Origin of the sequence: Zoogloea sp., assembly GCF_041911615.1 — a bacterium.
Taxonomy (GTDB): Bacteria; Pseudomonadota; Gammaproteobacteria; order Burkholderiales; family Rhodocyclaceae; genus Zoogloea.
Map to the genome: position 1 here is coordinate 23480 of NZ_JAYROR010000099.1, position 20036 is coordinate 43515.

The 20036-nt window shown below is 65.6% G+C and carries 19 protein-coding genes and 1 tRNA gene; 12 read left to right on the top strand and 8 right to left on the bottom strand.

Annotated features, from left to right (window positions below):
• Positions 1 to 282 precede the first annotated feature (282 nt).
• The 5 genes from surE to arsC all read left to right on the top strand — a co-directional run bounded on the left by surE (position 283) and on the right by arsC (position 4159).
• Positions 283 to 1026, top strand: a complete 744-nt coding sequence (surE, locus tag ACE3P2_RS12175) for a 5'/3'-nucleotidase SurE (protein ID WP_374264786.1) — start codon at positions 283 to 285, stop codon at positions 1024 to 1026.
• Entirely contained in the window at positions 1023 to 1682 is a 660-nt protein-coding gene (locus tag ACE3P2_RS12180) for a protein-L-isoaspartate(D-aspartate) O-methyltransferase (RefSeq protein ID WP_374264788.1), read from the top strand. The genes surE and ACE3P2_RS12180 overlap by 4 nt, the downstream gene beginning before the upstream one ends.
• On the top strand, positions 1679 to 2674 hold the full coding sequence (locus tag ACE3P2_RS12185; RefSeq protein ID WP_374264790.1) for a peptidoglycan DD-metalloendopeptidase family protein: 996 nt from the start codon (positions 1679 to 1681) through the stop codon (positions 2672 to 2674). Before ACE3P2_RS12180 ends, ACE3P2_RS12185 begins: the two co-directional genes overlap by 4 nt.
• A 165-nt stretch (positions 2675 to 2839) precedes the next feature.
• Positions 2840 to 3778, top strand: coding sequence for an RNA polymerase sigma factor RpoS (gene rpoS, locus ACE3P2_RS12190; protein WP_374264792.1), 939 nt, complete (start codon positions 2840 to 2842; stop codon positions 3776 to 3778).
• A 27-nt stretch (positions 3779 to 3805) separates the two neighbouring features.
• Positions 3806 to 4159, top strand: a complete 354-nt coding sequence (gene arsC, locus ACE3P2_RS12195; protein WP_374264794.1) for an arsenate reductase (glutaredoxin) — start codon at positions 3806 to 3808, stop codon at positions 4157 to 4159.
• Between the two features lie 25 nt (positions 4160 to 4184).
• On the opposite strand, the gene mltB is transcribed toward arsC, so the two are convergent.
• From mltB to ACE3P2_RS12215, 4 genes are read right to left on the bottom strand one after another with little or no spacing between them, the layout of a single operon-like run.
• Positions 4185 to 5210 (bottom strand): lytic murein transglycosylase B, encoded by a 1026-nt coding sequence (gene mltB, locus ACE3P2_RS12200; RefSeq protein WP_374264795.1) that lies wholly within the window; start codon positions 5208 to 5210, stop codon positions 4185 to 4187.
• Positions 5207 to 7138, bottom strand: coding sequence for a DUF3488 and DUF4129 domain-containing transglutaminase family protein (locus ACE3P2_RS12205; protein ID WP_374264797.1), 1932 nt, complete (start codon positions 7136 to 7138; stop codon positions 5207 to 5209). Before ACE3P2_RS12205 ends, mltB begins: the two co-directional genes overlap by 4 nt.
• Positions 7122 to 8099 carry a DUF58 domain-containing protein gene (locus tag ACE3P2_RS12210; RefSeq protein WP_374264799.1) on the bottom strand — a complete coding sequence of 326 codons (978 nt, stop codon included), beginning with the start codon at positions 8097 to 8099 and terminating at the stop codon, positions 7122 to 7124. The genes ACE3P2_RS12205 and ACE3P2_RS12210 overlap by 17 nt, the downstream gene beginning before the upstream one ends.
• A complete protein-coding gene (locus tag ACE3P2_RS12215; RefSeq protein ID WP_374264801.1) occupies positions 8099 to 9016 on the bottom strand; it encodes an AAA family ATPase in 918 nt (305 codons plus the stop codon). The genes ACE3P2_RS12210 and ACE3P2_RS12215 overlap by 1 nt, the downstream gene beginning before the upstream one ends.
• A 133-nt stretch (positions 9017 to 9149) precedes the next feature.
• Between ACE3P2_RS12215 and ACE3P2_RS12220 the strand changes: the two genes are divergently transcribed.
• From ACE3P2_RS12220 to bamC, 3 genes are all read left to right on the top strand, one after another.
• Positions 9150 to 10076, top strand: coding sequence for a histone deacetylase family protein (locus tag ACE3P2_RS12220; RefSeq protein WP_374264803.1), 927 nt, complete (start codon positions 9150 to 9152; stop codon positions 10074 to 10076).
• Positions 10077 to 10222: 146 nt separating this feature from the next.
• Positions 10223 to 11101, top strand: coding sequence for a 4-hydroxy-tetrahydrodipicolinate synthase (gene dapA / locus ACE3P2_RS12225; protein WP_374264805.1), 879 nt, complete (start codon positions 10223 to 10225; stop codon positions 11099 to 11101).
• 74 nt (positions 11102 to 11175) lie between these two features.
• On the top strand, positions 11176 to 12348 hold the full coding sequence (bamC, locus tag ACE3P2_RS12230; protein WP_374264807.1) for an outer membrane protein assembly factor BamC: 1173 nt from the start codon (positions 11176 to 11178) through the stop codon (positions 12346 to 12348).
• A gap of 307 nt (positions 12349 to 12655) precedes the next feature.
• On the opposite strand, the gene ACE3P2_RS12235 is transcribed toward bamC, so the two are convergent.
• Both ACE3P2_RS12235 and ACE3P2_RS12240 read right to left on the bottom strand, forming a co-directional pair.
• Complete coding sequence (locus ACE3P2_RS12235; RefSeq protein ID WP_374264809.1) at positions 12656 to 13042, bottom strand: hypothetical protein; 387 nt, start codon at positions 13040 to 13042, stop codon at positions 12656 to 12658.
• A 251-nt stretch (positions 13043 to 13293) separates the two neighbouring features.
• Positions 13294 to 14421 carry a JmjC domain-containing protein gene (locus ACE3P2_RS12240; RefSeq protein WP_374264811.1) on the bottom strand — a complete coding sequence of 376 codons (1128 nt, stop codon included), beginning with the start codon at positions 14419 to 14421 and terminating at the stop codon, positions 13294 to 13296.
• Positions 14422 to 14499: 78 nt separating this feature from the next.
• Here ACE3P2_RS12240 and rlmD point away from each other — a divergent pair, with 78 nt between their 5' ends.
• Positions 14500 to 15822 (top strand): 23S rRNA (uracil(1939)-C(5))-methyltransferase RlmD, encoded by a 1323-nt coding sequence (rlmD, locus tag ACE3P2_RS12245; protein ID WP_374264813.1) that lies wholly within the window; start codon positions 14500 to 14502, stop codon positions 15820 to 15822.
• Between the two features lie 63 nt (positions 15823 to 15885).
• Here rlmD and ACE3P2_RS12250 read toward each other — a convergent pair whose 3' ends face one another.
• Positions 15886 to 16572 (bottom strand): Bax inhibitor-1 family protein, encoded by a 687-nt coding sequence (locus ACE3P2_RS12250; RefSeq protein ID WP_374264815.1) that lies wholly within the window; start codon positions 16570 to 16572, stop codon positions 15886 to 15888.
• 108 nt (positions 16573 to 16680) lie between these two features.
• On the opposite strand from ACE3P2_RS12250, the gene ACE3P2_RS12255 reads away from it, so the two are divergent.
• A tRNA-Ser gene (locus ACE3P2_RS12255) sits at positions 16681 to 16768 on the top strand.
• Between the two features lie 68 nt (positions 16769 to 16836).
• On the opposite strand, the gene ACE3P2_RS12260 is transcribed toward ACE3P2_RS12255, so the two are convergent.
• Positions 16837 to 17436: an ACP phosphodiesterase gene (locus tag ACE3P2_RS12260; protein WP_374264817.1), complete on the bottom strand. Its 600-nt coding sequence runs from the start codon at positions 17434 to 17436 to the stop codon at positions 16837 to 16839.
• A 210-nt stretch (positions 17437 to 17646) separates the two neighbouring features.
• Between ACE3P2_RS12260 and ahpC the strand changes: the two genes are divergently transcribed.
• Positions 17647 to 18210, top strand: a complete 564-nt coding sequence (gene ahpC / locus ACE3P2_RS12265; protein WP_374264819.1) for an alkyl hydroperoxide reductase subunit C — start codon at positions 17647 to 17649, stop codon at positions 18208 to 18210.
• Positions 18211 to 18344: 134 nt separating this feature from the next.
• Positions 18345 to 19898 carry an alkyl hydroperoxide reductase subunit F gene (gene ahpF / locus ACE3P2_RS12270; protein WP_374264821.1) on the top strand — a complete coding sequence of 518 codons (1554 nt, stop codon included), beginning with the start codon at positions 18345 to 18347 and terminating at the stop codon, positions 19896 to 19898.
• The last annotated feature ends 138 nt before the right edge of the window (positions 19899 to 20036 follow it).

Here is a 20036-nt window from a genome sequence, read left to right on the forward strand (position 1 = left end):
CAGAGCGGTAGACGCGCCAGCGGGGCGGAAATTACACCGCCGCCGGAAATATTTTCGCAAGCGTCCGGCAGTTCGACTGCCGGCCTGACGACTTCGTTTCGCCTTGCGTCGTGGCGGGGCGGCTCGCGTCGAGCGCCTAGCAGGTGCCAAGCCGACTCTGCTAAACTCGGCGACTGTTCAAGGTATGCCGCACGCTGCCGTCAACCCGGGCTTCACCCAGTTCGGGACGCGGGCTTCGCGAGCCTGTACCCGTTTTCGCCAAGCCTGATTCCGGTCTTTTCCATGCGCATCCTGCTCTCCAACGACGACGGTTACTTTGCCCCCGGCCTGCAGGCCCTGGCTGCGGCCCTTTCCCAGGTCGGCAAGATCGAGGTGGTCGCGCCCGAGCGGGATCGCAGCGGCGCCAGCAACTCCCTGACCCTCGATCGTCCGCTGTCGCTGCGCAAGGCGGCCAGCGGCTTTCACTATGTCAATGGCACGCCGACCGACTGTGTTCACCTGGCCGTCACCGGTATGCTGGACGAATTGCCGGACATGGTGGTGTCGGGCATCAACCACGGCGCCAACATGGGCGACGACACGATTTACTCGGGTACCGTCGCTGCCGCCACCGAAGGTTTTCTGCTCGGCGTGCCGGCCATCGCCATTTCCCTCGTCGCCAAAGGGGCGTCCGATTTCGGCACCGCGGCGCGCATCGCCCGCGAACTGGTCGAGCGTTTCCAGCGCGACCCGGTTCGCCAGCCGACCCTGCTCAACGTCAATGTGCCCGATCTGCCCTACGCGCAGCTCAAGGGCATTCAGGTGACGCGCCTGGGCAAACGCCACAAGGCCGAGCCCACCATCAAGTCGGTCACGCCGCGGGGCGACACCGTTTACTGGGTCGGCGCTGCCGGCAGTGCCCAGGACGCCGGCGAGGGCACCGATTTCCACGCCGTCGCCAACGGTTATGTTTCCGTCACCCCCCTGCAGATCGATCTGACCCATAATGGGCAGATTGCCGGTATCCGCGACTGGTTGGGCAAATGACCAGCGAGGTCCTGCGCGTCGCCCTCCAGACCGCCCAGCGTGCCCGCGCGCGCATGGTTGAACGCCTGCGCGAGCAGGGCGTGCGTGACGAAAAGGTGCTGGCGGCGATGATGGCGGTGCCGCGCCACCTGTTCGTCGAGGAGGCCCTGGCCTCCCGTGCCTACGAAGACACCGCGCTGCCGCTGGGGCTGCAGCAGACCATCTCGCAGCCCTTCGTGGTGGCGCGGATGATCGAATTGCTCCGTGCCGGCCGCGAACTCGGCAAGACGCTGGAGGTCGGAACCGGCTGCGGTTACCAGGCGGCGGTGCTGTCCCATGTCGCCACCGAGGTGTATTCGGTCGAACGGCTGCGTCCGCTGCTGGATCGGGCACGCGACAACCTGCGCCACCTGCGCCTGCCCAACGTCCGTCTGAAACATGCGGACGGTAGCGTCGGCCTCAAGGAAGCGGCCCCGTTCGACACGATCATCGTCGCCGCTGCCGCACCCAAGGTGCCGCCGGCCCTCACCGAGCAGCTCGCCGAAGGCGGCCGTCTGATCCTCCCGGTGGGCGCCGCGGACCAGAATCTGGTGCTGATCGAGCGCACCAGCCGCGGCCTCCGAGAAACACGCCTGAGTGCAGTGCGCTTCGTCCCGCTGCTGCCGGGCACTGAATGATTGACCCCGAACGCATGATGTTGTCCCGTTTCAGTCTCACCAGCGTCCTGATCGCCCTCGCGGTGACGGGTTGTGCCACCAAGTCGCCGGCCCCGGTCTCCGAACGTACCCGTCCGGGCAGCGCGTCGTCGCCTGCCGCCGAGCCGCCGGCCCCACCCCGGGTGGCGCGCCCCGGTTATTACATCGTCAAGCCCGGCGACACGCTGATCCGCATCGCGCTCGACCACGGCCAGAACTACCGCGACATCGCTGCCTGGAGTGGCCTCGAGAATCCCAACTTGATCGAAGTCGGCCAGGAATTGCGGGTGCGCCCGCCCGAGTCTGGCGTGGTGGTCCGGCCGGTCACCGCGCCGGGCGTCGAGGTCCGTCCGGTGACGCCGCCGGGTGGCGCCGCCGCCGCGCCGGTCGCCGGCGACGGCGTGCGGCGCGAGCCCAAGGGGGGCAAGGTGCCGTATTCGGAGCAGGCCTGGGCCCAAGCTCAGAAGCCCGAGGCGCCCGTCGCAGTGGCGAAGGTCGAGGCCAAGCCTGAGCCGAAGCCCGTCGAGCCCAAACCCGAACCCAAGCTCGTCGAGCCGAAGCCCGAACCCAAGGTGGTCGACACCAAGCCCGAGCCAGCCGGCGGGGACAAGATCGACTGGGCATGGCCCACGTCGGGCAAGGTCATTGCGGGTTTCAACGACACTTCGAGCAAGGGTGTCGACCTTTCCGGCAAGCTGGGCGATCCGGTGCTGGCCGCAGCGGGCGGTCGCGTCGTTTATGCCGGCACGGGTTTGCGTGGATATGGCAAACTGGTGATCGTGAAGCACGACAACAGCTTCCTCAGCGCCTACGCCCACAACCAGACCTTGCTGGTCAAGGAGGGGCAGGCGGTGACGAAGGGACAGAAAATCGCCGAACTCGGCGACACGGACAGCGATCGACCCAAGTTGCACTTCGAGATCCGCCGGCAGGGCAAGCCTGTCGATCCGGGCAAGTTCCTCCCGCCTCGCTGATTTTCCGGCGCAGCGCGACAGTGCGGCGAAGGTGGGTTCGAGTCGGTTAGTACGACTATAGACGCCGGATGCCACCTTTGCCGGCTTTTGGGTGGCGACCGGACGGACGACAGGCTCCTCGGCGGCCTGTCGGTGTTTCTCCCCTGACCCTGCAGCGAGGACTCCATGTACGATCCGGCAGTGCCTGAGGAACTGGATAGCACCGAACCGGACATGCCGCCGGAAGTCGAGGTCTTCCTCGAAGCGCCAACGGTCTCGGCGGCCGACACCGAATTCCTGGGTGACGTCACCCAGCTCTACCTGAACGAGATCGGCGTCAATCCGCTGCTCACCGCCGACGAGGAGCTCGCCTTGTCGCGTCAGGTGCGCCAGGGCAATTTCTCGGCGCGCCAGACGATGATCGAGCGCAACCTGCGCCTCGTCGTCAATATCGCCAAGCACTACCTCAACCGCGGCATTCCGCTCCTCGATCTGGTCGAGGAGGGCAATCTCGGCCTGATTCACGCCCTCGAGAAGTTCGACCCGGAACGCGGTTTTCGCTTCTCGACCTACGCCACCTGGTGGATTCGCCAGAACATCGAGCGCGCGATCATGAATCAGTCGCGCACCATCCGCCTGCCGGTGCACGTGGTGAAGGAGCTCAATCAGGTCCTGCGCTGCCAGCGCCAGCTCGAGGCGGCCAGCAACGGCGACACGACCGTCGAGGATGTAGCCCGGACCCTCGAACGGCCGGTCGAGGACGTGCGGGCGATCCTGGCCCTCAACGAGCACACCGCGTCCCTCGACGCGCCGCTGGATATCGATCCGACCCTGTCCATCGGCGAATCCCTCGCCGACGAGGATGCCGAGACGCCCGACCTGCAGATCCACGACCTGGAAGTCGAAACCCTGGTCCGCGACTGGATCGGCCAGCTCAGCGAGAAGCAGCGTCTGGTGATCCGTTACCGCTACGGCATCGACGAGTGCGAGGTGCAGACCCTCGAGGAACTCGCCGACAGCCTGGAGCTGACCCGCGAGCGGGTACGCCAGATCCAGCTCGAGGCGCTGGGTCAGTTGCGGCGCATCATCAAGCGTCGCGGCGTGTCCAAGGACGTGCTGCTCTGATTGCCTCCATTCCCTGAAAGACCGAGGATGAGCGAAACCATTCGCGTGTATCACAACGCCCGCTGCAGCAAGAGCCGCGGGGCCTGTCAGCTGCTGGAAGAAAGAGGGGCGCCGCTGGAGGTGATCGAATACCTCAAGTCGCCGCCGAGTCGTGCCGAGCTGGCCGATCTGCTCAAGAAACTCGGGCTGCCTGCCGAGGCCATCGTACGCAAGGGCGAGGCGATTTATAAATCCGATTTCCAGGGCCGCAACCTGAGCGAGGACGACTGGCTCGATGCGTTGGTCGCGCATCCCATCCTCATCGAACGGCCCATCGCGGTGCGCGGGGACCGGGCCGTGATCGGGCGCCCGCCCGAGAACGTGCTGGCGCTTCTCGATTGATCGTCCGCGGGCCCGCCCGCGCGTCTTAGCGCTTGCCGAACAGGGCCGCCGTTCGCGCGGCCTTCACCGCTTCGCCTAGCTGGAACACCGACATCGCGTAAAAGCTGCTGCGGTTGTAGCGGGTGATCACGTAGAAATTCTGGTAGCCGAGCCAGTATTCGCTGTCCTCGCCGGGCGTGACCAGTTCGACGAAGGCTGCCTTGCCGGCCGGCGTGGTGCCGTCGGCGGTCCGCACGCCCTTCGCGGCGAGGGCGGCGGCATCGAAGGCCGGGGTGATGTCGTTGGCGATCAACGGCGGCAGCTCGGCATCGTCGGCCACGCTGGCGCGCACGGCCACCGGCGCACCGGCCTCCCAGCCATGCATCTGCATGTAGCGCGCCACGCTACCGATGGCATCGGCCGGGCTTCCGAGCAGGTCGATCTGTCCGTCGCCGTCGAAATCCACCGCGAAGTTGCGCACGCTGCTGGGCAGGAATTGAGGCAGGCCGAGGGCGCCGGCGTACGAGCCCTGGTAGTCGAGCGGGTCGCGATGCTGTTCGCGGGCCATCAGCAGCAGGGCTTCGAGTTCGCCCCGGAACAGCTCGGCGCGGCGGGGATAGTCGAAGGCCAGCGTCGATAGCGCCGACAGGGCCTGGAAGTTGCCGGTGTTGCGGCCATAGATCGTCTCGACGCCGATGATGCCGACGATGATTTCTTCCGGTACGCCGTATTTTTCGCTCGCTGCCTTGATCGTGTCCTGGTGGCGGTTCCAGAAGGCGACGCCGGCCTTGATGCGCACCGGCTCGATGAAGCGGCTGCGGTAGCGCTGCCATGAGCGCACGCCGGGGTCCTTGGGCGGCGAGATGTACTTGATGACTGACGGCAGGTATTCGGCGCGGCGGAAGACGTAGGTCAGCGCATCTTTGTCGAAGCCATGCTTTTGTTGCATCTCCTCGATGAACTGCTGGGCTTCGGGCCGGTCGGCGTAGCGTTCGGCGGCGTGGCCGGTGCCGGCGGCGAGCCCGGCGAGCAGGAGCGGCACGAGGCGCAGGCGGAACAGGGAAATCTTCATCGGGGGTGGAAAGTTCGGGTGGATTGGTGAAAGCGTCGCAGGCGCGCCGGGTCCGGGCCTGACGCGCCGTAGCGCAGGCGGGCGTAGTCGGTGGCGATGGCGGTCAGGGCGTCGGCCAGATCCGGGCGGGCGCGGGCGACGCGTCCGGCGTAGTCGAGCGGGCCTTCCCAGTCGCGACGGGCAAGGCCGACGGCAGCGAGACGGGCGCAGACCCGATTCCAGCCGCGATCGATGGCGTCGCCGGCGCGGTGCCGGCGCAGCGCCCAAAGAGTAAGTCCGCTCATCACGACCGCGCAGCCACCGGCCATCAGGGCGGCGATGGTCTGCCAGTCGGGTTCGCCGAAGCCGAGGCCGGCGAGCAGGGCGCGCTGGCGGGCCGGATTGTACCCGAGAACCCATTGGTTCCAGCGGTTGTTGAGGGCGTCGAGGCGGTCGCGCAGGCCGTGTAGCCAGGCCAGATCGGCGCGTACCAGCAGCGGCAGGCGGGCACTGTCGGGCAGGGCGGCGGCGATGCCGCTCTGGATGCGCTGCGGGGCGCTGGCGGCCGTCGGGTCGATGCGCAGCCAGCCCTGGCCGGCGAGCCAGACCTCGGCCCAGGCGTGGGCGTCGGACTGACGCACGACGAGGCTGCCGTCCACCGGGTTGATTTCTCCGCCCTGGTAGCCCGTGACGACGCGGGCGGGCACGCCGGCGGCGCGCAGGGTGACGACGAAGGCGGCGGCGAAGTGCTCGCAAAAGCCCTGGCGGGTGTCGAAGAGGAAGCTGTCCACGTCGTCGCGACCCAGAGGCAGCGGTTCGAGGGTGTAGCGGAGGCGGCTGCGCTGGAAGTGTTCGATGGCGAGCGTCGGGATGTCGGCCGCGGCGTTGGCGCGCGCGCGAAGCTGGCGGCCGAGGTCGACGGTGCGTGGATTGCTGCCGGCGGGCAGGGCGAGGGCCTCGCGCAGGGAGGCGGCGTCTTCGTCGCGGCCGACCGGGGTGTGGGGGTAGGACACCAGCTCGATGCGGCGCAGGCTGTTCACCGGCTCGCGGGCGAGTAGCTGGTAATCCGTCGAGTAGCCCAGCCCCGGAACCACGGCCGGGAAGTCGAGGGCCAGCAGCCAGCGCGCGTTGTTGGGGCTGAGCGTGGTGGCGTAGGGGTAGGCGACGCCCTGTGGTCGGTAGGCCGGTTGGTCGTTCACCCGCAGCGGACCCGCGCGCCAGGTGCGGCCGTCGAAGCGGGCAAGCACCGGACCGCGCCAGTAGCGTTCGGACGGGGGCGGCGGTTCGCCGGAGAAGTCGACCCGGAAGGCGATCTCGGACGATTCGCTGAGACGCGCCAGATCGCCCGGCGCCATGCTCTCGGACAGGCCGCTGCGGGCGAAGGCGTCGCTCGGCAGGCCCCACAGGGGGCCCTGCACGCGGGGAAACAGCACGAACAGCACGAGCATCAGCGGCACGGCCTGGGCGACGAGGCGAGCGGCGTCGCCGGCGCGGCGGCGCAGGCTGGCCGGTGATCCCTGCAGCGCCAGCAGGCTGGCGAAGCTGGCGACGGTGCCCAGCAGGGCGAGGCCGGCGATGGCCATGTCCTGCCGGTAGAAGAATTGGGCGAGCTGCATGAAGCAGCACAGCAGGACGACCGCGCGGCCGTCGCGCACGTTGCGGGTTTCGAGCAGCTTGAGACTGAGCAGGCCGGCGAGCAGGGCAACGCCGGGCTCCTTGCCGAAGAACTGGCGGAACTCGATCAGCACGCCGGCCAGCACCGCCAGGGCCAGACCGCCGAGCAGCAGGCGCGGTGGCAGACGTCCGCCGCGCCGGTCGATGAGTGCGCGCCAGCCCAGCAGCAGCGCGCACAGCCCGCTCAGGGCCGGTGCCAGGTGCGCCGCGTGGGGCGCGAGGCTCAGCGCGGCGGCGGCGAGGAGCCAGCCGGCCTGATCAGGACGTAGCGTCATCGCGAGCGCCGAACAGCGCGAGGGCGGCGAGGCAGGTGTGGCGATGCCCCGCTCCGCGGGCCGGGGCGTACTCGATGCCGGGCAGGCGTAGCCCGTAGTCGAGCCCGGCGGCGTCGGCGTCGAGCACCCAGCGGGCGAGGCGAGCCAGACGGGCGTCGGTGCTCATGCCGGTCGGCAGGTGCTGCCAGTCGAGCCAGACCGCCTGGCTGCCCGAGCCGTCGAACGTCTTGGTGCGCCACGGGCCGCCTCGGGCGACGTGCTTCCAGGCCACATGGCGCGGCGAGTCGGCCGGTTGGTGGTGTCGCAGGCCGGCGAAGTCGTCCCGCCCGCGGCCGCCGCCGCCGCTGCCGGGGCTCGGGTCGTCGCCATGGGGCAGCGGTGGGGCGGCGCGTTCGGGGGCGGGGTAGACGAGGCAGCGCTGGTCGGGTTGGAGCAGGCTCCAGGCGCGGATCAGGCCGAGCGGATGCCGGGTCTCGAGGGTCAGCCGCGGGAGGGGCTGCCAGCCGCGACGGGTCGTCGGCAAGACGATGTCACGGGTCACGCTGGCGCCGGGCGGGATGTCGAAAGGGTCGGTCGGGTCGGCGCCCGGGCGCAACACGAGGCCCAGGCGCGCCCGTGGCCCGGGATTGGAGACGATCAGCCCGAAGCGCGCCGGCGCGCCGCAGAACACGGCCTCGCTGCGGCCCGGTGCGATGCTCAGCGCCAGCAGGTTGCGAAACGCGTGGTGGATGCTGAGCCAGGCGACGCTGCCGATCAGGAAGGTGAGGGCGAAGCCCAGGCTCAGGCCGTAGTTGATCGACGCCAGCAACATCGTCAGCAGGGTGATGCCGACGGCGAGGCCGAAGCCGGTGGGCAGCACGAAAATGCGCCGCTGGCCGAGTCGGATCGGTGCCGGTTCGGGGCCACCAACACGGAACAGCCAGCGCCGCAGGCGCTCGCGCATGGCGGCGATGCGTGTCATCAGGGCAGCGCCACCGCTTCAATCAGGCGGCGCACCAGCGCGTCGGGCGGCAGCGGCGTGTCGTCCGCCGGACGCAGCCGGTGGCCGGCGACGGCTGGCAGCACGGCCTGCACGTCTTCGGGCAGCACGTGGTCGCGGCCGGCCAGCAAGGCCCAGGCTCGGGCCGCCGCGAGCAGCCCGAGCCCGGCCCGGGGTGACAGGCCGAGGGCAAAGGCGACGCCCCGCCGGCTCTCGGTGAGCAAGGCCTGGAGGTAGTCGAGCAGCCGCTCGCTCACCGCGACGGCCCGCGCGGCGGCGAACAGGGCGTCGAGCTCGCCGGGCTGCAGCACCGCGTTCAGGCCGTCGAGCAGCGTCCGCCGGTCCTCGCCAGCGAGTAGCGCACGCTCCGCGGCGCGGTCCGGGTAGCCCAGGGAAAGGCGCATCAGGAAGCGGTCGAGCTGGCTCTCGGGCAGCGCGAAGGTGCCGATCTGGTCGGCCGGGTTCTGGGTGGCGATCACGAAGAATGGCTCGGGCAACGCCCAGGTCTGTCCTTCGGCGCTGATCTGGCGCTCTTCCATGGCTTCGAGGAGCGCGCTCTGGGCCTTCGGCGTGGCGCGGTTGATCTCGTCGGCGAGGACCAGTTGAGCGAACACCGGGCCTGGATGGAAGCGGAAACTCGCCGCTCGCTGATCGAACACCGAGACGCCCAGAATATCGGCAGGCAGCATGTCGCTGGTGAACTGGATGCGCTGGAAGCGCAGGCCCAGCAGATGCGCCAGGACGTGGGCAAGGGTCGTCTTGCCGACACCGGGAATGTCCTCGATGAGCAGGTGGCCGCGGGCAAGGATGCAGGCCAGGGCGAGGCGTACCGCATGTTCCTTGCCGAGAATCACGCGGCTGGCGGCTTCCGTGAGACGGCGGGCAATGTGAATCGGCATGGCAGAGGCTTTTTTCGGCAGCGGGTTAAGTGGATAATGATTCCACAACAGCAGCCGGGCCGGGCGGCTTTGCCGACCCCGGGGCTGCAACAATCAACGCGCTTCTGCGACGTCACGCGAGAGGGGAGAGTTCATGACGAGTACCGCATTCATCACGCACCGCGACTGCTGGCTTCATAACATGGGTGAGCACCACCCGGAATCGCCAGAGCGGCTGGCCGCCATCAACGACCGCCTGATCGCTGCCGGTCTCGACATGTATCTTTCCTTTCACGACGCGCCGATGGCCAGCGTAGAGCAGATCGCCCGGGCCCATCCCCGCGCCCATGTCGAGGAACTGCTCGCGAGCGTGCCCGAACACGGCATCCGCCACCTCGATCCCGACACCGCGGTCTGCCCCAATTCGATGAAGGCCGCGCTGCGCTCCGCGGGCGCCGGCATCCTCGCCACCGATCTTGTCATGGCCGGCGAGGCCGAGAACGCGTTCTGCGCGATCCGCCCACCCGGCCACCACGCCGAGGTGGATAAGGCGATGGGTTTCTGCTTCTTCAACAACGTCGCCGTTGCTGCCCGTCACGCCCTCGAAGCGCACGGGCTCAAACGCGTCGCCGTGATCGACTTCGACGTGCACCACGGCAACGGCACCGAGAGCATCTTCAAGGACGACCCGCGGGTGCTGATGGTCAGCATCTTCCAGCATCCGTTCTACCCATACAGCGGGGCCGACAATCCGGCGCCGAACATGGTGAATGTGCCGGTCAAGGCCGGGACGCGGGGCGACGTGTTCCGAGAGATCGTCACCGACATCTGGATGCCCGCGCTGCGCAACCATGCGCCCGAGATGCTTTTCATCTCCGCCGGCTTCGATGCCCACTACGAGGACGACATGGGCTCCCTGGGCCTGGTCGAGGCCGATTACATCTGGGCCACCGAGCAGCTCAAGAAGGTTGCCGCCGAGACCGCCGGCCGGCGCATCGTGTCGATGCTGGAAGGCGGCTATTCGCTGTCTTCCCTGGCGCGCAGCGTGGTGGCGCATATCAAATCGCTGGCCGATCTCTGAGCGGACGCCCGATTCGGGGCGGGGGAGGCCTCGCCGCTCCGGCGCCGGGCTGAAGTCCGGCTTTTCGTAACATCAATTTGCGCCCGTCTAGCCTTCCGGAAGTGATTGGGTACAATGTTCAACTTTCCCTCTTTCCTCGAGCGCTCATGATTACCGGTTCGATTGTCGCCATCGTCACGCCGATGCTTGAAGATGGCAGCCTGGATCTGCCCCGTTTCCGCAGCCTGATCGACTTCCACATCAAGGAAGGCACCGACGGGATCGTCGTCGTCGGCACCACCGGCGAGTCGCCCACCGTCAATGTCGAAGAGCACTGCGAACTCATCCGCGTGGCAGTCGAGCATTCCGCTGGGCGCATTCCCATCATCGCGGGTACCGGCGCCAACTCCACCCGCGAGGCCATCGAGCTGACCGAGTTCTCCCGCAAGGCAGGTGCCGTCGCTGGCCTGTCGGTCGTGCCGTACTACAATCGGCCGACCCAGGAAGGCATGTATCGCCACTTCCGCGCCATCGCAGAAGCCAGCCCGCTGCCGATGATCCTGTACAACGTACCGGGCCGCACCGTCGCAGACCTGTCGAACGACACCACCCTGCGCCTGGCCGAGATTCCGAACATCATCGGCATCAAGGACGCCACCGGCAGCATCGACCGTGCCTGCGACCTCGTCGCCCGCGCACCCAAGGATTTCGCCCTCTACACCGGCGACGACATGACCGCCATGGCCTTCATGATGCTTGGCGGCCACGGCACCATCTCGGTCACCGCCAACGTCGCGCCGCGTCTGATGCACGAGATGTGCGTGGCCGCCATCGCCTGCGACGCTCCGCGTGCCCGCGATCTGAACGCCAAGCTCGTCATGCTGCATCGTGACTTGTTCTGCGAAGCCAACCCGATCCCGGTCAAGTGGGCGGTCGCCCGGATGGGGTTGATCGGCGACGCGATCCGTCTGCCGCTCACGCCGCTGTCCGAGTCCTGCCAGCCGCGCGTGCTCGAAGCCTTGCGTCAGGCCGGCATCGAAGTTTGAACCAAGCCCGGCTGCTCCTGTCGCAGTTGGGCAGATTGCAGTTGGACAGGTTTTTCCCACCCCGAGGGTTACGAATGCAAAGCCGAAAACTGGCTTCCGGTGCGACGGTTCTCGTCGCGTTTGCACTGGCCGGATGCTCCGGTTCCTTGCTGGAATCGAAAAAGATCGATTACAAGAGCGCGTCGTCCACCGCCAAGCGCCCTTCGCTGGAAGTGCCGCCGGACCTCACCGTGCCGACCGCCGACGACCGCTACAGCGTGCCCGACGTCAGCCCCAAGGGCGTTGCCACGTATTCGGCCTACAGCGCGGAGCGCGCGGCCCAAGGTGCCGTCACCTCTGGCGCGCCGTCGGCTCAGCCGGCCACGTCCGTGGCCCCTCAGACCATCGACAAGATGCGGGTCGAGCGCGCCGGGTCGCAGCGCTGGCTCGTGGTGCCCGGCACGGCCGACAAGCTGTGGCCGCAGGTCCGCGAGTTCTGGCAGGAGAACGGTTTCATCCTCAACGTCGACCAACCGGAAATCGGCGTCATGGAAACCGATTGGGCCGAAAACCGGGCCAAGATCAACGACGACATCCTGCGCCGAACGCTGGGCAAGGTGATCGATGGTCTGTACTCCACGCCGGAGCGTGACAAATATCGGACGCGCCTTGAGGCGGGTACCGAGCCGGGTACAGTCGAGATCTACATCAGCCATCGCGGCATGATGGAAATCTATCCGAACGAGGCCAAGGATCGCACCATCTGGCAACCCCGCGCGGCCGATCCGGAGCTGGAGGCGGAATTCCTGCAGCGCCTGATGGTTCGCCTCGGTGCCGACGAGACACGCGCCAAAGCCCAGATCGCAGTCGAGCCCAAGCTCGAGAAGGCGAGCCTGCAGAAGTCGGATGGTGGCTCGTCGATGCTCCAGGTTCAGGAGGGTTTCGACCGCGCCTGGCGGCGCGTCGGCCTAGCGCTGGATCGCGTCGGGTTTACCGTCGAGGATCGCGATCGCACCCAGGGGCTATATTACGTCCGCTACGTTGATCCCGAGATCGACGTCAAGTCGAAAAAGGACGAAGGCATCCTGTCGAAACTCGCCTTCTGGCGAAGCGACAAGCCGCAGGTGCCGAGTGGTAGCCAGTATCGGATTTACGTGAAGGGGGCGGACGCGGCCTCGACAGTTCAGGTCTTGACCCGCGAAGGCGGCGTCGATACGTCCGAGTCGGCACGCAAGATCCTCGGGCTGCTGCATCAGCAATTGAAGTAAGCGTCGACGGGCCCAGCCGGTGGTTTGGCCGGGCGTCGTCTGCATGTTATTCGATCCCCGTCCTGCACGTGCTGCATGACGGGGATTGTTGTTTATGGTGGGGGCAGACGTGCAGGCGATGAAGAAGCGGGGCCGCTCGACGTGTTGGACTATTCCGAACTGTGCTTCCCTCGCGATGGCAGGCATGTGCCAGCATGAAGGCTAGGGGCTGGAAAATCGATGGCTTGAATATCGTTGAAGCCTCTGACGGGAGCACGTGAAATGAGCGTGAGAGTGTCAGCGATTGGCGCCGGTCCGAAAGGTGCTTTTAGGTAGAAGGGGCAGCGTTTTCGGTTCGCCAGTCTTGGGGAGCCGGGTTGTACCAGCTTGGTATTGCTGCTCCGGGGTTGAGCCGTGAATTCCTGTGGAATATGGCGAATTCCAGGCGTAAAAAAAGCCAACCCGCAGGTTGGCTTTTTTCAACGGGGAGAAGATTACTTCTTCTCGGCGTTGGCGGCAGCGGCAGCGGCAGCGTTCTCGGCGGTGTTGCCAGCGGCAGCCGGGGCAGCAGCCGGAGCGGCGGCATCAGCGGGCTTGGCATCAGCAGCCGGGGCAGCGGCGGGAGCGGCAGCCGGGGCAGCGGCTTCAGCGGGCTTGGCATCAGCAGCCGGAGCAGCCGGGGCAGCAGCAGCGGGGGCAGCAGCCGGAGCTTCAACGGGCTTCGGCTCTTCCTTCTTGCCGCAGGCGGTAACAGCGAGTGCAACGAGAGCAGCAACCAGGAGAGATTGTTTCATTGTTGGTTTCCCTTATCGATAAATGAAGTACAACAAGCTTTAATCAGGAGCAATCGGGTGGGGATCCGATCTGCACTGAATGCTATCACGGAGGAAGTGCTTGAATAAAGACATTGTTGCGTTGCCGCAACAGGCATGGGCGGAAAATCGCCCATCCTGTCAATACGTTGGCCTATTCGATCAGATTTTTTGATGGATGGGCGAAGCCGCTGCAATACCAGTCGTAAAGCAAGGCGATGCCTTCCTCGGACAAACCCTTGATGGAGTCGATGTGCCGCTCGTCGGCGAGGTGCTGCAGCAGGTCGCGGTCTTCACTTTCGACAGGCACCGGTTCGCCGTTCAGGAAGAACTGCTCGTCGGAGAAAAGCAGGAGACTGCGCGCATCGAGTCGGTAGCCCGTTGCGCAGGCGGCAACGAACTCGTCGTGCTCGAGGGGATCGTCCGGACAGTCGAAGAAGACATGCGGTTTGGGCTCGGTGAGGTAGGCGCCGAGAAAGCTGCGTACGTCGTCGCGATCCCAGGTAATTCGACGGAGGGTTTCCGCGACGCGGTCGATCATGGTGTCGCTGATCTGCGCGGAGTGATCCTGACGTACCAGATCAGGGTCGGCGTAAATGCCGTCGAGCTGGAGGGTGTCCTGCAGGTGGACGAGGAACTGCTGGGCAAGCTCCTGGGACGTCGGCGAGCGGAAGCCGATGGAGTAAGTGGTGCATTCGCCGATGGCGATGCCGTTGTGAGCCCAGTGTGGAGGCAGGTAAAGCATGTCGCCAGGCTCCAGCACCCAATCGTAGACGGGCTGGAAATCCTGAAGGATCTTGAGCGGGGCATCTTCGACGAGGCTGCGGTCGTCTTGGTCGCTGATGAGCCAGCGGCGCTGGCCGATGCCCTGCAGCAGGAATACGTCGTAGTTGTCGAAGTGGGGGCCGACGCCGCCATTATCGACGGCGTAGCTGACCATCAGATCGTCGAGGCGGGCCTGTGGGATGAAATCGAAGCGATGTAGCAATGCGTCGCCATCCGGGCAGAACAGGTTCAGGCCCGATACCAGTACCGTCCAGGGGTGCTTCTTGCGGCGCAGGTCGGCGGCTTTCTGGGGGCCGTGGATGACTTCCCAGGTGTGGCCGTCGTGGGTGACGTAGCGCGATTCGACGTCTGGATCGCGGGCGAGCTGGAACAGTTCTTCCTTGGTCACCACGCCGGTGAAGCCGGGGATCGCCTGACGCACCAAGAGCGGTTTCTTTTGCCAGTATTCGGCGAGGAATTCTTCGGCCGAAAGGCCACCAAGAAGTGTGTTTGTCATCGCGCGATTATAGCGCGTCGGATTGCATTGGCCGGGCCCCCCGCTAAAATGTCGGCCTTCATTTTCGGACGCCAATTCATGCGCGAAGCTGCCAGCCGGGAAGCGGTCATCGAGTCCCTCGATCACGAAGGGCGCGGGGTCACCCACGTGGACGGAAAGACGATCTTCATCGAGGGGGCGCTGCCGGGCGAGCGGGTCACGTTCAGGCCGTACAAGGTCAAGCCCAACTTCGAGGTGGGTGACGTCGAGCGGGTGATCGAGCCGAGCGCCCAGCGCGTCGCGCCGCGCTGCCCGCATTTTGGCGTTTGCGGCGGCTGCAGCATGCAGCACCTGGAAGCTGGTGCCCAGGTCGCGGCCAAGCAGCGAGTCCTCGAGAACGCGCTGTGGCATATCGGTCGCGCTCGTCCCGAGGTGTTGTATCCGGCCATCGTCGGGCCGGTCTGGGGCTATCGCTACCGGGCGCGGCTGTCGGTGCGAATGGTGCCCAGCAAGGGCGGGGTGTTGATCGGTTTTCATGAGCGGCGCAGCAGCTACGTGGCGCCGATGGAAAGCTGCCCGATCCTGCCGCCTCATCTGTCGGCGATGATTCCACGTTTGCGCGAGCTGGTGGCAGGTTTCTCGGCCCCGGATCGTCTGCCCCAGATCGAGGTTGCCGTTGGCGAGGGGATCACGGTGCTGGTCTTCCGCCATCTGCTGCCCATCACTGCCGCGGACGACGCACGCTTCGCCGCCTTTGCCCAGGCCGAGGGGGTGCAGGTCTGGCTGCAGCCGGGCGGGCCGGACTCGGCCTACCGGCTCCACCCGAAGTCGGCGCCAGGTTTGGCCTATACGCTGCCGGAGTTCGGCGTGTCGATGGCCTTCCGGCCGACCGATTTCACTCAGGTCAATATGGGGATCAATCGTGTCTTGATGCGCCGTACCATGCAGCTTCTCGATCCGCGGCCGGGAGAGCGCATCGCCGATCTGTTCTGTGGTCTGGGCAACTTCAGCCTGCCGATCGCCCGCCTCGGCGCGTATGTGGTGGGGGTCGAAGGCAGTGACGCACTGGTGCGTCGAGCGGCGGAAAACGCTGTCGAAAACGGCTTGGACGCGCGCTGCGAGTTTCACGCCGCCAATCTTTTCGAGGCAACCGAGGACAGCCTTGCGGCCCTCGGCCATCTCGACAAGCTGCTGATCGATCCGCCGCGGGAGGGGGCGATCGCGGTGGTCAAGGCGCTGGGCGACGATGCGCCGAAGCGCATTGTTTACGTTTCCTGCAATCCGGCAACGCTGGCACGGGACACTGCCGTCCTGACCAACGAGAAGGGCTATCGACTCCGGGGGGCTGGGATTGCCAACATGTTCCCGCAGACGTCTCACGTGGAGTCGATCGCCGTGTTCGAGCGGGGTGGATTCGCGTGAGGCTGTTGTTAACACAAAAAAAGGCGACCAGATGGTCGCCTTTTTTGCTGAAGGAGGCTGCGCTCAGTCGCGCTCGCCAGTGAAGGCCATGATCAGATTGAGCAGACTGACGAAGACGTTATAGACGTCGAGATAGACGGCCAGCGTCGCCGTGACGTAGTTGGTCTCGCCACCCTGCACGATGTTGCTGATGTCGTACAGGATGTATCCCGAGAACAGCAGCACTACTGCAGCGGAAATCACCAGATGAAGCACCGGCATCTGAAGGAAGATGTTGGCAACCATGGCAAGCAGGACGACGACCAGTCCGACGGTGAGAAACTTGCCCATGTTGGTGAAGTTTCGCTTCGAGACGCTCGCAACGCCCGCGAGGACGGCAAAGATCGCACCGGTACCGCCGGCTGCGAGGGCGATCATCGTGCCGCCGTTCGAGAAGCCCAGTGCCACCTGCAGTACGCGTGACAGCATCAGGCCCATGAAGAACGTGAAGCCCAGCAGCAATGCGACGCCGAGACCGCTGTTCTTGTTTTTCTCGATTCCGTAGAAAAAGGCGAACGAGATCCCCAGAAACAGCGCGAAGGCGATGAAGGGGTTACCCGGCAGGAACGAGAATTGCATCTGCACGCCCAGCAAGGCACCGGCAACGGTCGGCACCATCGTAAGGGCGAGCAGCATGTAGGTATTGCGCAATACGCGGCTGGCGCCTTGCGACAAAACCTGCGTTTGCTGACCGTAAGTGTCGAGTTGCATGAAATTCCTCCGAATTGATCAAAAACAGTGATGAACTGTGCTGATTGAGAGTAACGGAGCGGCCAAAAAGTTTCAACCGCACGCGCCGTGCTAGAATCCGCGCCCTGCGGAGGTGTGGCAGAGTGGTCGATTGCACCGGTCTTGAAAACCGGCAACGGGAAACCGTTCGTGAGTTCGAATCTCACCGCCTCCGCCATCGGTATTCCATCTGATCCGGACGAAACGTCATCGTTTCGAGCCGGATTTTCTTTTTCGGGCCGGCTGTCATGGCCGCGCTTCGCGAACCTGCGCGGCAAACGCCAGGGCATCCGGAAGGAAAGATAGGAAATCGGCTTCCAGGCCGGCGTATTCCCGTTCCAGTTCCTCTCCAGCGCCCGCCAGGGTATTGGGCTGGCGCAGGCGGAAACGCGACATCCGGTCGAGGGCTAGGGCGACGTTGCTGCTGTCGTGATAGCTGGCGAGCCAGTCGTGGCTGGCCATCCGCTCGAAGACAGGCAGGAAGTCTGCGGGCAGGGGATCGGTGTGACGGGCGATCAGCTGGTAGGTCTCGGCGGTGAATGCGTGCAGGGGCTGGATGCTGAACTGCGCCCAGTGCCTCGCCAGGAAGTGATCGTAGAACAGATCCACCATGATTCCGCCGACCCGTCGCCGGTCGGCGCTGACGCGCATCCGGCTGCGAATGAAGGCGGGGTGACGGTCGGCGAAGCTGTCGATGCGTCGATGCAGCATAACGCCGTCGACGAGCGCTGCGCTGAGCCCCGCAGGGCGTGGCGACAGCGGCCCCTTGACGAAATCGCCAATGATGCCGCCGATCCTGTCGGTGGCAAGCGGGCCGGCAAGCAAGGCGTGGGCGAGATAGTTCATCGGGCGCGGCGGATTAGTTTCGCTGAACGGGAAGGGTGCCATTGTGCGCTGGCGAGGCGCGCTTGCGGGGTGCGTGTCGGTGTCTGGGGGGATCGGATTTGATAGATAAATCCAATCGATAAAATCCGAACAATCAATTAGATCAATTTAGGCGCGATCACTACCATTCGTTCTGTCTTCTTCAACGACATCCCAACAGGAGTGAACGACATGGCAATCATCAACAGCAAGATCAAGCCCTTCGCCGCCGAGGCCTACCACAACGGCAAGTTCGTCAAGGTTTCGGAGGCCGATCTGGCCGGCAAGTGGTCGATCTTCTTCTTCTACCCGGCCGACTTCACCTTCGTCTGCCCGACCGAACTGGGCGACATGGCCGATCTGTACCCGGAATTTCAGAAGATGGGCGTCGAGGTTTACTCGGTATCCACCGACACGCACTTCACTCACAAAGCGTGGCATGACGCGTCGGACACGATTCGCAAGATCGCCTATCCGATGATCGGCGATCCGACCCACGCAATCTCGAAGAACTTCGACGTGCTGATCGCCGACGAGGGGGTGGCGCTGCGGGGCACTTTCGTGATCAACCCCGCGGGGGAGATCAAGGTTGCCGAAATTCATGATCTGGGCATCGGCCGGGACGCCTCCGAGCTGCTGCGCAAGGTCAAGGCCGCGCAGTACGTGGCGACCCACCCGGGTGAGGTTTGTCCCGCCAAATGGACCGAAGGTGCCGCGACCCTTGCGCCCTCGCTCGACCTGATCGGCAAGATCTGAGCCCTCTCGCCGGATCAGTCCGGCGTGGATTGCAGCGTCAAGCGTTCGCACCGATGAACGCTTGGCGATGTCATCCACCGCGATGCGATTTGTACCCATTCAACGCACTGAACACCTAAAGAACGGAGATCCTCATGCTCGACGCCAACATCAAGCCCCAACTCAAGGCCTATCTCGAAAAGCTGCAGCGCCCGATCGAACTCGTCGCCTCGATGGACGACAGCGCCAAGGCGGCCGACATCCGCGCCCTGATCCTCGACATCGCCGAACTCTCGGACAAGGTTACCGTGCGGGAGGATGGTGCGGCGCCGCAACGTCCGTCGTTTGCCGTCGGCGTGCCGGGCGAGGCGCCGCGCATTCATTTTGCCGGCGTGCCGATGGGCCACGAGTTCACCTCGCTGGTGCTCGCACTGCTGCAGACGGGGGGGCATCCGCCCAAGGTTGACGCGGCGGTGATCGAGCAGATCAAGGCCTTGCCCGGCAAGTTCGAGTTCGAAACCTTCATTTCCCTGTCGTGCCACAACTGCCCGGACGTGGTTCAGGCGCTCAACCTGATGGCGGTGCTCAACCCGAATGTCACCAGCACGATGATCGACGGCGCGCTGTTCCAGGATCTGGTCAATGCGCGGCAGATCATGGCGGTGCCGACCGTCTTCCTCAATGGCCAGCCCTTCGGCCAGGGCCGCATGACCGTGGAGGAGATTCTCGCCAAGGTCGACACCGGTGCGTCGGCTCGCGCGGCGGAGGCGATCTCGGCCAAGGACGACTTCGACGTGCTCGTCGTCGGTGGGGGACCGGCCGGTGCCGCGGCGGCGATTTACGCCGCCCGCAAGGGCATCCGCACGGGCATCGTCGCCGAGCGCTTTGGCGGCCAGGTGATGGACACTCTGGGCATCGAGAACTTCATCTCCGTGAAGGAAACCGAAGGGCCCAAGCTGGCGAAGGCGCTCGAGGAGCATGTCAAGCAGTACCCGGTGGATGTGATGAATCTCCAGCGTGCCGCGAAGCTCGTGCCCGGCGGCCTCATCGAGGTGCAGCTCGACAATGGTGCGACCCTGCGCAGCAAGTCGGTGATCCTCGCCACCGGCGCCCGCTGGCGCGAGATGAACGTGCCCGGTGAGAAGGAGTACAAGGCCAAGGGCGTGTGTTTCTGCCCCCACTGCGATGGTCCGTTGTTCAAGGGCAAACGCGTTGCGGTGATCGGCGGCGGCAACTCGGGCGTCGAGGCGGCGATCGATCTCGCCGGTATCGTCAGTCACGTGACGCTGCTCGAGTTCGCCGACACGCTGCGCGCCGATGCGGTGCTCCAGACCAAGCTGGCCAGCCTGTCCAACGTGACGGTCATCAAGTCTGCCCAGACCACCGAAGTGACCGGCGATGGCCAGAAGGTGAACGGCATCCGCTACAAGGATCGGATCAGCGGCGAAGTGCATCTCGTCGAACTGGAGGGCATCTTCGTGCAGATCGGTTTGTTGCCGAACACCGACTGGCTCAAGGGAACGGTCGAACTCTCGCCGCGCGGCGAGATCGAGATCGACGCCCGTGGCCAGACTTCGGTGCCCGGCGTGTTCGCCGCGGGCGACTGCACAACGGTGCCGTACAAACAGATCATCATCGCGATGGGGGCGGGCGCCACGGCCTCGCTCGGTGCCTTCGACCACTTGATCCGGCGTTCCGTGTCGGCGTGATCCATGCGCGCGGCCGCGGATCCGGCAGCCCGGCCGGACGTGCGGCCCGCGCCGATGAAGCAAGTGCCGACGCCGAGATGCGCGCGTGCATCTTGCGGAGGGGGAAGCGCGCGAACGATAATGTCATCCCGCTTTGTA